Consider the following 14,466-nt stretch of genomic DNA (forward strand, 5'->3'; position numbering starts at 1 on the left):
TCGGAACAACGAAGTCTGCACAGGAGGAGCCATGCGTCGTCTGCTCGTCGCCCTCGCGGCCGGAGCGTTACTGGTCACCGCGTCGGCCTGTGGTTCGTCCGGCGACTCGGGGGCCCCGGACTCGGGATCGTCGTCCGGCGGCACCGCCACCGTCAAGCTCGGCCTCATTCCGATCGTCGATGTCGCGCCGATCTATCTGGGCCAGAAGAAGGGCTTCTACGGCAAGCGCGGGCTGAAGCTCGAGATATCGACCGCCTCCGGTGGTGCGGCGATCGTGCCCGGGGTCGCCAGTGGGCAGTTCCAGTTCGGTTTCTCCAACGTCACCTCCCTCCTGATCGCCCAGTCCTCCGGCGTACCGGTCCAGGCGGTCTCCAACGGCATCGCCTCAACAGGCGTGGCGGGCAAGGACTTCGCGGGCATCGCGGTGAAGAAGGGCAGCCCGGTCATGTCCGCGAAGGACCTGGAGGGCAAGAAGGTCGCCATCAACACCCTGAAGAACATCAACGAGTCCGCGGTGCGCGAGTCGGTCCGCAAGGCCGGCGGCAACCCGGACAAGGTGAAGTTCGTTGAACTGGCCTTCGACCAGATGCCGGCCGCTCTCGACGGCGGACAGGTCGACGCGGCCTGCGCGGTCGAGCCCGCGCTCGCCACGATCAAGAGCCAGGGCGGCCAGGTGATCGCCTCTCCGCTGGTGGACGTGGCCAAGGACACCACGGTGGCCCTGTACTTCACCTCGACGCGGTACCGGCAGCAGAACGCCGACGTGGTGAAGAAGTTCCAGGAGGCCACCGCCGAGTCCCTCGCCTACGCGGACGCCCACCCGGACGAGGCACGGCAGATCATCACGACGTACACCAAGATCCCGGCCTCGGTGCTGGCGCAGGTGACTCTCCCGAAGTGGCCGGCCGAGCCCAACAAGGAGTCCGTCGAGGCACTCGCGAAGCTGGGCGAGGAGGACGGGTTCTTCAAGAAGACCCCCGACGTGGACGCGCTGCTTCCGTGAGACTCCAGAACGCGGCGCTGGGCGCCGCCGGCCTCGCGGCCTTCCTCGCCCTGGGCGAGGCGGTGCCGCGGCTCGGTCTGGTCAAGGAGGAGTACTTCCCGCCGACCAGCCGGATCGCGCGTGCCTTCGCCGGCGAACTCTCCGACGGCACCTTCTGGACGGCGCTCGGCGACACCCTGACCGGCTGGGCCCTGGGCCTGGCCATCGCCGCCTCGGCGGGGATCGTCATCGGCGTGATCGTCTCGGTCGTGCCGTATCTGCGCGAGGCGACGGCCTCGACGATCGAGTTCCTGCGCCCGATCCCCTCGGTCGCCCTGATCCCGCTGGCGGTGCTGTTGTACGGCAGCGAGCTGCGCTCGGTGCTGCTGCTCGTCGTGTACGCCAGTTTCTGGCAGGTCCTCATCCAGACGCTCTACGGCGTCCAGGACGTCGACCCGGTCGCCGACGAGACGGCACGGTCGTACGGTCTGGGCACCTGGGCGCGGATCCGGCACGTGCTGTGGCCGACCGCGCTGCCGTACGTGATGACCGGCGTGCGCCTGGCCGCGGCCGTCGCGCTGATCCTCGCCATCACCGGTGAACTCGTCATCGGGGCCCCGGGGTTGGGCGCCCGGATCGCGGTGGCGCAGAACTCGCAGGCGGTGCCGGAGATGTACGCGCTGATCGTGGTGACCGGCATTCTGGGGCTGCTCGTCAACGTCGGCGCGCGTACCGTGGAGCGACGGGCGCTGGCCTGGCACCAGTCGGTGCGCGGGGAGGTGGCGGTGTGAAGCGGCTCCTGCTGCGGCTGGTGTTCGTGCTTGCGCTGCCCGCGCTGCTGGTCGTGGTCTGGTGGCTGGCCTCGGACGGCAGCACCAACGTCTTCTGGCCGCCGCTGCGCACCATCCTGCGGACCTTCCCGGACGTGTGGACCGCCGATCGCCTGCGCGACGACGTACTGCCCAGCATCTGGCGGCTCACGGCCGGTTACGCGCTCGCGGCCGTCGCCGGGGTCGCCGTCGGCACCGTCATCGGCTCCTACCGGCGGGTGCGTGCGGTGTGCGAACCGGTCCTGGAGTTCCTGCGGGCGGTCCCCCCACCGGTCCTGATCCCGGTCATCATGCTGTTCGCGGGCATCGGCGACACCATGAAGGTCACCGTGATCGCGAGCGGCTGCGTCTGGCCGATCCTGCTCAACACCGTCGAAGGGGTACGCGCGGTCGACCCGGTGATGCTGGAGACGGCCCGCTCCTACGGCATCACGGGGCAGTCGCGGCTGCGCAACCTGGTGCTGCGCTCGGCGAGTCCGCAGATCTTCGCGGGCCTGCGCCAGGCGCTGTCCATCGGCATCATCCTGATGGTCATCAGCGAGATGTTCGCGGCCAGCAACGGCATCGGCTTCACCATCGTCCAGTTCCAGCGCAGTTTCGCGGTCCCCGACATGTGGACCGGGATCCTCGTCCTCGGTCTGCTCGGCTTCCTGCTCTCCGTCCTCTTCCAACTGGTCGAGCGGCGGGTCCTCGCCTGGTACCACGGCCTGCGCGCCTCGGCCCGGCGGTCCCCGTGAATCACCCGAACGCGAAAGGGCGGTCCATGCACGCGCTTCTTGGCGTATCCGGCCTGAAGAAGGTCTACGAGGGGTCGGGACGCCGGGTGGAGGCGGTCCGCGATCTCACCTTCACCGTCGAGGCGGGCGAACTCGTGTGTCTGGTCGGCCCGTCCGGCTGCGGCAAGACGACCCTGCTGAAATGCATGGGCGGTCTGCTCACCCCGTCGGCCGGCGAAGTCCACCTGGCGGGCCGGAAGGTGAGCGGTCCCCCGCCCGGGATGGCCTTCGTCTTCCAGGAGTACGGCCGTAGCCTCTTTCCCTGGATGCGGGTCGCCGACAACGTCGAACTCCCCCTGAAACAGAAGAGCCTGACGAAGGCGCGACGCCGTGAGCTGGTCGCCGACGCGTTGGACTCGGTGGACCTCGCGGAGGCGGCCGGGGCGTATCCCTGGCAGCTCTCCGGCGGTATGCAGCAGCGCGTCGCGATCGCCCGGGCGCTCGCGTACGAGCCCGAGGTCCTGCTGATGGACGAGCCGTTCGCAGCCGTGGACGCCCAGACCCGCGCCGACCTGGAGGATCTCGTACGACGGCTGTGGCGCGAACGCGGCATCACGATCCTGTTCGTCACCCACGACATCGACGAGGCCGTGTACCTGGGCGAACGTGTGATCGTGCTGTCCGCGTCCCCGACGGTCGTGCAGGAGCAGCTGAAGGTCGATCTGCCGGCCGAGCGGGACCAGGTGCACACCCGGGTGGCCCCGCGCTTCGCCGAACTGCGCACCCATGTGTACGAGCAGATCCAGGCGGCCAAGCGCGGGGTCGTGCGGGACGCTCCGGTCACGAAGTCCGATACGCCTCCACTTCACTGAACTGCCCTGCGGGCCAGCCGGTGTTGGCGCTCACCGACAGCCGCAGGTACCGCAGGCTGGTGCCGGGCAGGCCGACGGTGGCCGTGTTGCCGGTCGCCGGGTCGAAGCGGTAGCCCTGGGCGCCGACGACGGTGGTGTAGGTGCTGCCGTCGGTGCTGCCGAGCACGGTGACGGTCTGGGTGCGGGCCTGCCAGGCGCTCTGCGGCGGCAGCTTCAGCACCAGCCTGCGCACCGGCTCGGCCGCGCCCAGGTCCACCGTCCAGGACTGCGGGAACGCGTTGTTGGCGGACTCCCAATAGCTGTTCGCGTCTCCGTCGACCGCCTTGCCGGGCGTGTAGACGTCCTGCGAGCCGGTCGCGGTGGCCGGGCGGCCCTTGGCGAGGTTGCGGTTCGGATCCGGGTCGGGGTTGCCCTGCCCCGGCTGCGGCCAGGTCGAGCAGTCCGACCAGGTGCTGCTCCAGCCGGAGTTGCCGCCGCCGTCGGTGAGGGTGAAGGAGCCGGAGCTCGCCGGGTAGGGGCAGTTGTAGACGCCCGCCGCACCCACCGAGCCGGCCGTGACATTGCGGAAGGTGGCCGCGCCCTGGGCCTCCGCCTGCACGACGACCGTGCCGGTGTTGCGGACGGTCGCGCCGTCCACGGTCACGTTCCGGACCGGGTAGCCCTGTCCCCCTCCGGACACGAACTCGAAGGCGCTGTACGGGCTGTCGGTGACGGTCGTGTCGGTGATGTTCACCGTGGCGTTGACGGCGCTGTCGTACGAGTCGACCCGCAACGCCCCCATCGGATGGTTCCAGTTGGGGTTCATCGCGCCGGTGCGGACCAGGGTGTTGCCGTCGACCGTGATGGTGCCGGCCAGCGGGGAGAACGGGTCGAGGAACTTTTGGTTGGAGATCGCGATGCCGCTGCCGAGGGCGTTGGTGTCCAGGACCAGGTTGTTGCGCACCGCGATGTCGGTGCCGCCGTAGATCGCGATGCCGTTGGCGAGGTTCGGCTGGGTGATGGTGTTGTTCTCGAAGCTGCTGTTCGTGTCGGGGGCGTAGAGCGACCACATGGCGAGCGCGTCGTCGCCCTGGTTGCGCAGGAAGTTGTTCCGCACGCGCACTCCGCGGGCGTTCCCGTTGAGGTTGAGGCCGTCGGCGGTGGTGTCGAGGAAGCGGTTGTTCTCCACGACGAGGTTGTCGTTGTTGCCCGTCAGCCAGAGGCCGACCTTGAGGTGCTGGAGCCACATCCCGGACACCGAACTCCCAGGTCCCAGGGAGCCGTTGACGAAGTTGTCCGGGTTGGAGTCGACGCGTTCGGTGACCTCGCCGACGACCGCGAAGTCCTTGATGTGGACGCCTCCCGGGGAGCTGGACTGGTCGATGAATCGGGAGGTGTGCACGATCGAGTGCCAGCTGCCGGCGCCCTGGAGGGTGACGTTCTGGACGCCGCCGAGCGAGGACGTCAGCCGGTAGTCGCCCGGCGGGATCCAGACCACTCCCCCTTGCGCTGCGGAGATCGCGTCGCGGAAGGCCTGGGTGGAGTCGCCGTTCCCGGTGGGGTCGGCGCCCTTGGAGGTCACGGACACGGACCCGGCGGGCTGACCGCCGGCCGCCGCGACCTGCTCGAAGTCGGCCACGTCGACGGTGACCTGGGTGCCGGTCGACTCGAAGGCGACCTTGTCGCCCGCCTGGACGTTCTGGCCCAGCGGGAGGCGGGCGTTGTCGAAGAAGTGGTGGGTCCTGGCGCCGGGGATCCAGCCGGTGTCGACGTAGGAGTACTTGGAGGTCACCGGGAGCGTCCTCGCGAGCCTGGTGCCGTTGACGTAGAGGTTCAGCGTGCCCGACTGGCCGTCCGGGACGCTGTAGGCCAGGTTCACGGCGTTGGCGGCGCGCGGCACGGTGAACTCCACGCGCTGGCCCGAGCCGAGCCGCACCGCCTGCCGCCCGGACGCCTCCGAGGCGAGCGTGCCCTGGGTGTAGTCGGGGCCGATCCTCGTGCCGGTCGTGGTGGCGGACTCGGCCTCGACCGAGGTGAAGGGGAGGGTGGCGCCCGCGGCCGCGTGGGCGGTGGGCGCGATGGCCGTGAGGAGGCCGGTGGTGAGAGCCACGGTGACAGTTACTGACATGCCCCTGACAGATCTGCGCATGTACTGATCCCTTCGGGTGGGGGTGCTGCGGTCTCAACCCCGCAGCCAGACCGCGGTGTCCTTCGCCAGTCGGCCCTGCGCGTCCAAGGGCCCACTGGTGAGAAGTAGTTCGGCGTGTGCGGGGAGGTCGGCCGGGGTGTCGGCGAGGTTCACCACGCACCGGGCCCCGCCGGCGCGGGTGAAGGCGAGGACGCCCTCGGGTGCGGGCAGCCAGCTCAGCGGGCCCTCGCCGAAGACCGGCCGGATCCGGATGGCCTCGCGGTACAGGCTGAGCATCGATCCGGGATCCACGGCCTGCCGGTCGACCGCGTACGACGGCCAGTCGGCGGGCTGCGGCAGCCAGGGCTCCTGGTGGGAGCCGAAGCCCGCACAGGGCGCCTTCGCCGCCCAGGGCAGCGGCACCCGGCAGCCGTCCCGCCCCGGGTCCGTGCCTCCGGAGCGGAAGTGCATCGGGTCCTCGATGCGGTCACGGGGGATGTCCGCCTCGGGCAGGCCGAGCTCCTCGCCCTGGTAGACGTAGACGGCTCCGGGCAGGGCGAGGGTGAGCAGGGCCGCCGCGCGGGCGCGCCGGGTACCGAGGGCCAGGTCGGTCGGGGTGCCGAAGGCCTTGGCCGCGAAGTCGAATCCCGTGTCCGCACGGCCGTAGCGGGTGACCGTTCGGGTGACGTCGTGGTTGCACAGCACCCAGGTGGCGGGGGCGCCGACCGGGGCGTGTTCGGCGAGGGTCGTGTCGATCGAGGTGCGCAGGCGCTCCGCGTCCCACGGACATGACAGGAAGGAGAAGTTGAAGGCGGTGTGCAGCTCGTCGGGGCGCAGGTAGCGGGCGAAGCGTTCGGTGTCCGGGAGCCAGACCTCGCCGACGAAGACCGCGTCGTACTCGTCGGCCACGGCCCGCCAGGAGCGGTAGACGTCGTGGAGTTCGTCGCGGTCGACGAAGGGGTGCGGGCCGGGTCCGTCGGCGAGGTCGGGCAGCTCGGGGTCCTTGGCGAGCAGGGCGGCCGAGTCGATGCGGACGCCCGCCACTCCCCGTTCGAACCAGAAGCGCAGGATGTCCTCGTGCTCCTGGCGGACGGCCGGGTGGGCCCAGTTGAGGTCGGGCTGCTGCGGGGTGAACAGATGCAGGTACCAGTCGCCGTCGGGCAGCCGCGTCCACACGGGCTCGGCGGAGCCGACGAACTGCGACGGCCAGTCGTTGGGCGGGAGTTCACCGTGCTTCCCGCGGCCGCGCCGGAAGTGGAAGAGCTCGCGTTCGGGGCTGCCGGGACCCGCGTCGAGTGCGGCCCGGAACCAGGGGTGCTGGTCGGAGACGTGGTTGGGCACGATGTCGACGATCGTGCGGATGCCCAGCTCCCGTGCCTCCGCGATGAGTTTCTCCGCCTCGGCGAGGGTGCCGAAGGCGGGGTCGACGGTGCGGTAGTCGGCGACGTCGTAGCCGCCGTCCTTCATCGGGGAGAGGTACCAGGGGTTGAACCACAGCGCGTCCACGCCGAGTTCGGCGAGATACGGCAGCCTGGCACGCACTCCTGCGAGGTCGCCGGTGCCGTCCCCGTCGCCGTCGGCGAAGCTGCGGACGTAGACCTGGTAGATGACGGCGGAGCGCCACCACTCGGCGGGCTGTCCCACGGGGGGTTCCCTTCTGCAGTCGGACGGACGGTGTCAGCCCTTCGTGCTGCCCGCGCTGATCCCGGCGACGATGTGCCGCTGGAAGACGAGGAACAGGGCGACCATCGGGATGCTGGCGATCACCATCGCGGCGATGAGCACGGTCAGTTGGATGTTCTGCGACAGCTGGACGAGTGCCACGCTGATGGGCTGCTTGTCGGTGTCGGAGAAGACCATCAGCGGCCAGAGGAAGTCCTGCCAGACGGCGACCAGGGCGAAGATCGACACCACCCCGAGGACCGGCCGCGACATGGGCAGCACGATCGACCACAGGGTGCGCAGCTTTCCGGCCCCGTCGATCTCGGCGGCCTCCAGCACATCGCGCGGGATCTGGTCGAAGAACCGCTTGAGCAGGTACAGGTTGAAGGCGTTGGCGACGGCCGGCAGCCAGATGGCCAGGGGGTCGTTCAGCAGTCCCAGGTCCGCCACGGTCAGGTACTTGGGCACGACCAGGGCCTGGGCCGGCACCATCAGCGTGGCGAGGATGCCGCCGAGGACCACCTTGCCGAAGACGGGCTTCAGCCGGGACAGGGCGTAGGCGGCGGCCGTGCACAGGACCAGCTGGAACGCCCAGGCGCCGGCGGCCTGGACCACCGTGTTCCACAGGTGCTCCGGGAGCTGCATGAGGTCCCAGGCGTCGGTGTAGCCGTCGAGGCGCCAGTGCTCGGGCACGAGGGTGGGCGGGGTCCGCGTGACCTCGTCCGGCGACTTCGCCGCTCCGGTGACCATCCAGTAGACCGGGAAGAGGAACGCGAGCGCGAAGAGAGCGACGACCGCGGTGAAAACGGTCCAGTAGGCGGCCCTGCCGCGCGGGCGGGCGAGCGTCGCCGGTGAGATCAGGGTGCGGGTGCTCATGCGGGATCACCCTCCGCGGACCGGGTCAGCCGCAGGTACACGGCGGAGAAGGTGCCCAGCAGCACCAGGAGCATGACGCTCAGCGCGCACGCGCCGCCGAAGTCGTTGTAGAGGAAGGCGTACTTGTAGATCAGGTAGAGGACGGTGACCGTGGCGTTCTCCGGGCCGCCGCCGGTGATCACGAACGGCTCGGTGAACACCTGCATGGTCGCGATGATCTGAAGGAGCATCAGCATCAGGATCACGAACCTGGTCTGCGGGACCGTCACATGGCGGACGCGCTGGAGGAGGTTCGCGCCGTCCAGTTCCGCGGCCTCGTACAGCTCGCCGGGGATGGACTGCAGGGCGGCCAGGTAGATCAGGACCGTGCCGCCCATGTTGGCCCAGGTCGCCACGATCACCAGGGAGACGAGGGCGGTGTCGGCGCCGTTGGACCAGTTCGAGGTGGGCAGGTGCACAAAGCGCAGCACCTCGTTGGCGAGGCCGGCACCCGGGTCGTAGAACCACTTCCAGAGCAGGGCGCTGACCACCGGCGGGATCATGACGGGCAGGTAGACCACCACCCGGAAGAACGCCCTCGCGTGCCTCAGCTCGTTGAGCACCAGCGCCATCACGAAGGGCACCGCGAAGCCGATGAGCAGGGCCAGCAGGGTGAAGGTGAGGGTGTTGCGCCAGGCGGCGGTGAACTCCGGGTCGTGCAAGACACGGGTGAAGTTGGCGGTGCCGACCCACTCGGGCTCGGAGCCCGGCGTGTACTTCTGGAAGGCGATCACGACGGCGCGGATCGCCGGGTACCAGGAGAAGAGCGCGAAACAGACGAGCCCGCCGAGCAGGAAGCCGTAGGCGCGGGCCTGGTCGGCGAGGCGGCGCCGCCTCCGGTCCCCTGCCGGGGACGGCGCCTGCACGGGGGTTGTGCCGACGGCCTCGCGGGGCGGGCTTTCCAGCGTCTTCACGGGTCAGCCCCGGGCCAGGATGCCGTCGATCTTGCCGGAGGCGTCCTTCAGGAGCTGGTCGATGTCGGCGTCCTTCTTGGTGAGGACGGCGGAGACGGCACCGTCGAGGACGGAGTAGATCTGCTGGGCGTCCGGCGGCTCGATCTTCATCCTCAGGCTCTGGTTGCCGTCGAGGAAGGCCTGGTAGTTCTCCACCGGCACATTGGCGTTGGCCTTCTTGACCTGCTGGTCCTTGGCGTCGGCGGCGCCGGAGAACAGGCGCGGTTCGGGCAGTCCGACCGGGGCGTCGGCCTTCTTGGCGCGGGCGTAGTCGCCGAGGAAGCCGGCGCCGGGGGTGAGGAACATGTGGTCGAGCCATTGCAGGGCGGCCCTGATCTGGTCGGGGCTGGCCTTCTTGTTGACCATGTAGCCGTCGCCGCCGATGAGCGTGCCCTTGCCGCCGGGCATGGGGGCGAGGGCGAGGTCCTTGTAGTTGCCGCCCTTCTCCTTGACCAGGATCGGGATGTTGTCCGGGGCGGAGAGGTACATGCCGAGCTTGCCCGAACCCATCATCTGCTGGACGTCGTTGATGACGAGGAGCTGCTTGCTGCCCATGGAGTCGTCGGTCCAGCGCATGTCGTGGAGGTTCTGCAGGACGGCGTGGCCCTCGGGGGTGTCGATGGTGGCCTTCTTGCCGTCGGCGCTCACGACGTCGCCGCCCTGCGAGTACAGCTCGGCCGTGAAGTGCCAGCCGCCCTGGTTCTGGGCGCTGTAGTCGGCGTACCCGACGGTGCCGTCGCCGAGCGCGGCGATCTTCTTGGCGTCGGCGCGCAACTCCTCCCAGGTGGCAGGGGGTTGCTCGGGGTCGAGGCCGGCCTTCTCGAAGAGCTTCTTGTTGTAGATCAGGCCCATCGAGTAGCCGGTGCGCGGGATGCCGTAGATCTTCCCGTCGACCGTGTAGATGTCGCGGAGTTGCTGCTGGAGGGTGCCGTAGCTCTTCAACTCCTTGACGTACGGGGTGAGATCGGCGGCCTGGTGGATGTCGACGACGTGCCGGGCGTCGGTGAAGTACGTGTAGAAGACGTCCTCCATCTGCCCGCCGGCGAGCTTGGCGTCGAAGGTCTTGGGGTCCTGGCAGGGGAAGGCGTCGTGCGCGACGACGTCGATGTCCGGGTGCTGCTTCTCGAAGGACGCGATGTCCTGCTCGAAGAACTGCCGGTCGACCTTGGCGCTCTTGGGCGGCATGCAGTTGACGGTGATGCGGGTCTTGCCGCTCGCCGTGTCGTCGCCCGATCCGCAGGCGGAGACGGCGAGGGCAAGGGAACAGAGACTGAGCGCGGCGAAGGTACGGCGGTACCCGGTGCTTCTCATCGGTGGACCCCTCGTGGCAGGAGCGGTGGGCGCCGCACACTCAAGCACCGCCGACATCGGCCCGCAAGATGTCGCGCAGAATCTGTAATTATTCGACAGAGCGATGGCAGAGGCGATGGCAGAGGAGTGGATCTCAGCCGCGCGGGGCTTGCGCGGTGGACCCCCGGACCACCAGTTCGGGCTCGAAGAGCAGTTCCTCGGGTGGTACGGCACTGCCGCCGACCTGCGCGTTCAGCAGTTCCACGGCGGCTCGGCCCATGGCCTCGATGGGCTGGCGGACGGTGGTCAGCGGGGGTTCGACGCAGTTCATCAGGGCGGAGTCGTCGTAGCCGACGACCGACACCTGGCCCGGCACGTCGAGTCCCTTGCGGCGGGCGGCCCGGATGGTGCCGAGCGCGAGGGGGTCGCTGGCGCAGATGAAGCCGGTGACCCCGCGGTCGATGAGCCGGGCGGCCGCCGCGTGCCCGCCCTCGATGGAGAACATGGCCCGCGCGACGTGCTCGTCGGGCAGCTCGCCGAGCCCTTGGGCGGCGGCCAGCTTGCGCGCCGAGGGCACGTGGTCCGCGGGCCCCAGCACGAGCCCGATCCGCTCGTGCCCGAGGGAAGCGAGGTGTCGCCAGGCCTGCTCGACGGCCACCGCGTCGTCGCAGGACACGCGTGGGAAGCCGAGGTCGTCGATGGACGCGTTGACCAGCACCACCGGGATGTTGCGGTCGGCGAGTCGCCGGTAGTGGTCGTGCGGCGCGTCCGCCTGGGCGTAGAGGCCGCCGGCGAACACCACACCGGAGACCTGCTGCTGGAGCAGAAGATCCACGTAGTCGGCCTCGGACACCCCGCCCTTGGTCTGCGTGCACAGCACCGGCGTGAGCCCCAGCTGGGCCAGCGCCCCGCCGATCACCTCGGCGAAGGCCGGGAAGATCGGGTTCTGCAGCTCCGGCAGCACCAGCCCCACCAGCCGCGCCCGCTCCCCGCGCAACTGTGTGGGCCGCTCGTACCCGAGCACGTCCAGCGCGGACAGCACCGCCTGCCGGGTGCCCTCGGAGACCCCCGGCTTGCCGTTGAGCACCCGGCTGACCGTGGCCTCACTGACCCCGACCTTCTTGGCAACTTCGGCAAGTCGTCGCGTCATGAACGCAAGAATAGCGCAAGCTACGCAAGCCACTTGCGTAATCGCGTCAGACGCTACGGAAAGGTTGCGGTCACACCCGGCCCCCCGTCGCCGTGTCCGCCGACAGCCGTTGGGCGACGTAGATCGGGATCACGGACAGCAGCACGAGCACGGCCGCCACCACGTTCACCACCGGTGCCTGTTGCGGGCGGGTCATGTTGTCGAAGATCCAGAGGGGGAGGGTCTGGACGCCCGGGCCCGCGGTGAAGGTGGTCACCACGATCTCGTCGAAGGAGAGGGCGAAGGCCAGCAGGGCGCCGGCCAGCAGGGCCGAGCGGACCAGGGGGAAGGTGATGTCGGCGAAGGCGCGGAAGGTGTTCGCGCCCAGGTCCATGGCGGCCTCCTCGTAGGAGCCGGAGGTGCGGCGGAGACGGGCCACGACGTTGTTGAAGACGATGACGATGCAGAAGGTGGCATGGCCGACCACCACGGTGAACAGGCCGAGGCCGACGCCCAGCGGCTCGAGGACCGTACTGAACGCCGAGTTGAGGGCGATGCCCGTGACGATCCCCGGCAGCGCGATCGGCAGGACGACCACGAAGGACAGGGCGTCCCGGCCGAAGAAGCGGTGCCGGGCCACGGCGAAGGCGATGAGCGTGCCCAGGACCAGTGCGGTCGCCGTGGCACCGAGTCCCGCCTTGACTGAGGTCCACAGGGCGGCTCGCGCGCCGGAGTTCTCCCAGGCCACTGACCACCAGTGCAGGGTCAGGCCCGGCGGCGGCCAGCTCGCGCTCCGGTCGGGGTTCAGGGAGTTGACGAGGACGAGCACGAGCGGGACGTAGATCACCGCGAAGCCGAGGCCGGCGGCGACGCGCAGGGCGATCCGCGCCGAACGGGAGAGTTGCACGAGGGGCTCCTCTACAGACTGCTGAGCGCACCCGTGCGGCGCACGGCCAGCAGGTACAGCACGATGACGACCACCGGGACCGTGGCGAGCGCGGCCGCCATCGGCAGGTTGAGTTCGATGTTGGAGTAGACGAGGTTGCCGATCAGCTGGCTCCTGCCGCCGACGATCTGCACGGTGATGTAGTCGCCGAGGCTCAGCGAGAAGGTGAACACCGACCCGGCCGCCACCGACGGCAGCACCATCGGGAGGACCACCGAGCGGAAGGTCCGGCCCGCCCGTGCCCCCAGGTCCGCCGAAGCGTCGAGCAGGTTGGCGGGCAGCTGCTCCAGCGCCGTGTGGACCGGCAGGATCATGTACGGCAGCCAGAGGTACGTCAGTGTCAGCACGGCCGCCGTCAGTCCGTACCCGGGACCGCTCAGCCCGAACGGCCTCAGCATCCAGTCGGCGAGCCCGCCCTCGGAGAGGATCAGCCGCCAGGCGTACACCTTGACCAGGTAACTCGCCCACAGCGGGGTGAGGATTGCGACGACCAGCAGCGGCCGCCACCGGGCCCGTGCGACCCGTGCGGTGCAGAAGGCGACCGGGAAGGCGATCACCGCGCACAGGACGGTGACCGCCAGCGCCACGCCCACACTGCGCAGGATCACCTGCCGGTAGACCGGCGTGGTGAACAGCTCGCGGAAGTTGTCGGTCGACCAGACCTTCACCACCTCGGAGGTGAAGGAGTTCGTCGTCCAGAACGCGGAGACGAACAGCACGGTCAGCGAGCCGAGATAGAGCACCGCCAGCCACAGCAGCGGGGCCGCGAGGAGCAGGGAGAGCCGCAGGCGGGGGCGGCGGTGCAGCGCCCCCGCGGTCCGCGTCGACGCGCTTCGTGTCTGCAGGGCCACGCCTCAGCCTTTGATCTCGGTCCAGGCCTGGACCCACTTGGCGTACGGCACGCACTTGACGTCCGTGCGGCCGTCCAGGCACTGCTCGATGGGCGTGTTCCAGAAGGCGATGTTCTTCCAGTAGCTCTCGTCGGAGGCGTGATAGGTCGTGCAGAAGTTCTTGTCAGCGGTGAGCTCGCAGGCCTTGGAGTTGGCGGGCGCCTCCCCGAAGTACTCGGCGACCTGGGCGTTCACCTTCGGCGAGACGATCCAGTCGAGCCATTTGTAGGCGCAGTTGGGGTGCTTGGCCTTGGCGGAGACCAACCAGGTGTCGGACCAGCCGGTCGAACCCTCCTTGGGGACGAAGGCCTTGACCTTGGCACCCTCGTCGGCGGTGAGGTTGGCGATCACCTGCCAGGTGGTGCCGACCACGGAGTCGCCGCTCTTGAACGCGGAGATCTCCTTGAGGTAGTCGCTCCAGTACTCCCCGATGTTCGCGTTCTGCTTCCTGAGCAGCGACACGGCGGCGTCGAACTGCTTCTGGTCCAGCGCGTAGGGGTCCTTGATTCCGAGGTCGGGCTCGGTGGCCTTCAGGTACAGGGCCGCGTCGGCGATGTAGATCGGTGAGTCGTACGCCGTCACGTGGCCCTTGTACCTGGACGCGTCGTCGAACACCGCGGACCAGGAGGTCGGGGCCGGGCTGACCTTCGCGGTGTTGTACATCAGCAGGTTGGCGCCCCGGCCGTGCGGGATGCCGTACATCCGCCCGTCGACGGAGTTCCAGGCGCCGTCCTTCAACCCGCTGAAGACGTCCCGGTAGTTGGGTACGAGGTCGGTGTTGACGGGGGCCGCGTCCCCGGAGGCGATGAGGCGCAGGGAGGCGTCGCCGGAGGCGGAGACGGCGTCGTACTGGCCCGTCTTCATCAGCTTGACCATCTCGTCGGAGCTGGCGGCGGTCTTGGAGTGGACCTGGCAGCCGGTCTGCTTCTCGAAGTCGCTGACCCAGTCGGCCTTGGGGTCGTTCGAGCCGTCCTCGACATAGCCGGCCCAGGCGATCAGGTCGACCTGCCCCTCGGTGGCGCCCAGTGCGGTGGGCGCCTTGAGGTCGGGTGGGTTGAGTCCGGAGGAGGAGGAGGCACCGGAGCCGGAGTCGGAGGAGCCGCAGGCGGTGGCGGCGAGCAGGAGGGTGACGGCCGCAGCCGCTTTGAGGGTGAGGCGCACGACGTACTCCATC

Annotated in this window: 13 protein-coding genes; 4 read left to right on the plus strand and 9 right to left on the minus strand. The window is 69.4% G+C overall.

Translation table 11 applies throughout. The annotated features are described in order from the left end of the window. Nucleotides 1-31 precede the first annotated feature (31 nt). The 4 genes from RKD20_RS07210 to RKD20_RS07225 are packed head-to-tail and all read left to right on the plus strand — an operon-like array spanning nt 32 to nt 3,400. The gene (locus RKD20_RS07210; protein ID WP_424876962.1) at nt 32-1,003 is read left to right on the plus strand and encodes an ABC transporter substrate-binding protein; all 972 of its coding nucleotides are present in this window, start codon (nt 32-34) and stop codon (nt 1,001-1,003) included. Continuing rightward, on the plus strand, nt 1,000-1,773 hold the full coding sequence (locus RKD20_RS07215) for an ABC transporter permease (protein WP_424876963.1): 774 nt from the start codon (nt 1,000-1,002) through the stop codon (nt 1,771-1,773). The genes RKD20_RS07210 and RKD20_RS07215 overlap by 4 nt, the downstream gene beginning before the upstream one ends. Then, entirely contained in the window at nt 1,770-2,549 is a 780-nt protein-coding gene (locus RKD20_RS07220) for an ABC transporter permease (protein ID WP_424876964.1), read from the plus strand. The genes RKD20_RS07215 and RKD20_RS07220 overlap by 4 nt, the downstream gene beginning before the upstream one ends. A 26-nt stretch (nt 2,550-2,575) precedes the next feature. Beyond that, a complete protein-coding gene (locus tag RKD20_RS07225; RefSeq protein ID WP_424876965.1) occupies nt 2,576-3,400 on the plus strand; it encodes an ABC transporter ATP-binding protein in 825 nt (274 codons plus the stop codon). Here the strand turns inward: RKD20_RS07225 and RKD20_RS07230 are convergent. From RKD20_RS07230 to RKD20_RS07270, 9 genes are all read right to left on the minus strand, one after another. Beyond that, nucleotides 3,369-5,507, minus strand: a complete 2,139-nt coding sequence (locus RKD20_RS07230; RefSeq protein WP_424876966.1) for a discoidin domain-containing protein — start codon at nt 5,505-5,507, stop codon at nt 3,369-3,371. The genes RKD20_RS07225 and RKD20_RS07230 overlap by 32 nt on opposite strands. Before the next feature lie 54 nt (nt 5,508-5,561). Continuing rightward, nucleotides 5,562-7,151: a glycoside hydrolase family 13 protein gene (locus RKD20_RS07235; RefSeq protein WP_424876967.1), complete on the minus strand. Its 1,590-nt coding sequence runs from the start codon at nt 7,149-7,151 to the stop codon at nt 5,562-5,564. A 33-nt stretch (nt 7,152-7,184) separates the two neighbouring features. Continuing rightward, nucleotides 7,185-8,045, minus strand: coding sequence for a carbohydrate ABC transporter permease (locus RKD20_RS07240; RefSeq protein ID WP_424876968.1), 861 nt, complete (start codon nt 8,043-8,045; stop codon nt 7,185-7,187). Continuing rightward, nucleotides 8,042-8,998 (minus strand): carbohydrate ABC transporter permease, encoded by a 957-nt coding sequence (locus RKD20_RS07245; protein WP_424876969.1) that lies wholly within the window; start codon nt 8,996-8,998, stop codon nt 8,042-8,044. The genes RKD20_RS07240 and RKD20_RS07245 overlap by 4 nt, the downstream gene beginning before the upstream one ends. A 3-nt stretch (nt 8,999-9,001) precedes the next feature. Further along, nucleotides 9,002-10,348 (minus strand): ABC transporter substrate-binding protein, encoded by a 1,347-nt coding sequence (locus RKD20_RS07250; protein WP_424876970.1) that lies wholly within the window; start codon nt 10,346-10,348, stop codon nt 9,002-9,004. A 133-nt stretch (nt 10,349-10,481) separates the two neighbouring features. After that, a complete protein-coding gene (locus RKD20_RS07255) occupies nt 10,482-11,477 on the minus strand; it encodes a LacI family DNA-binding transcriptional regulator (RefSeq protein WP_424876971.1) in 996 nt (331 codons plus the stop codon). Nucleotides 11,478-11,547: 70 nt separating this feature from the next. After that, entirely contained in the window at nt 11,548-12,363 is an 816-nt protein-coding gene (locus RKD20_RS07260; protein WP_424876972.1) for an ABC transporter permease, read from the minus strand. A gap of 11 nt (nt 12,364-12,374) precedes the next feature. Further along, complete coding sequence (locus RKD20_RS07265) at nt 12,375-13,253, minus strand: ABC transporter permease (protein ID WP_424876973.1); 879 nt, start codon at nt 13,251-13,253, stop codon at nt 12,375-12,377. 3 nt (nt 13,254-13,256) lie between these two features. Continuing rightward, nucleotides 13,257-14,465, minus strand: coding sequence for an ABC transporter substrate-binding protein (locus RKD20_RS07270; RefSeq protein WP_424876974.1), 1,209 nt, complete (start codon nt 14,463-14,465; stop codon nt 13,257-13,259). Nucleotide 14,466 lies beyond the last annotated feature (1 nt).

Source organism: Streptomyces sp. SLBN-8D4, from assembly GCF_049739545.1.
Classification (GTDB): domain Bacteria; phylum Actinomycetota; class Actinomycetes; order Streptomycetales; family Streptomycetaceae; genus Streptomyces; species Streptomyces canus_C.

Bases quoted from the DNA above. Each gene is read 5' to 3' on its own strand.
- RKD20_RS07240 (WP_424876968.1), bottom strand. From the start codon at position 8,045: ATGAGCACCCGCACCCTGATCTCACCGGCGACGCTCGCCCGCCCGCGC.
- RKD20_RS07230 (WP_424876966.1), bottom strand. From the start codon at position 5,507: ATGTCAGTAACTGTCACCGTGGCTCTCACCACCGGCCTCCTCACGGCC.
- RKD20_RS07225 (WP_424876965.1), top strand. From the start codon at position 2,576: ATGCACGCGCTTCTTGGCGTATCCGGCCTGAAGAAGGTCTACGAGGGG.
- RKD20_RS07250 (WP_424876970.1), bottom strand. From the start codon at position 10,348: ATGAGAAGCACCGGGTACCGCCGTACCTTCGCCGCGCTCAGTCTCTGT.
- RKD20_RS07210 (WP_424876962.1), top strand. From the start codon at position 32: ATGCGTCGTCTGCTCGTCGCCCTCGCGGCCGGAGCGTTACTGGTCACC.
- RKD20_RS07255 (WP_424876971.1), bottom strand. From the start codon at position 11,477: ATGACGCGACGACTTGCCGAAGTTGCCAAGAAGGTCGGGGTCAGTGAG.
- RKD20_RS07270 (WP_424876974.1), bottom strand. From the start codon at position 14,465: ATGGAGTACGTCGTGCGCCTCACCCTCAAAGCGGCTGCGGCCGTCACC.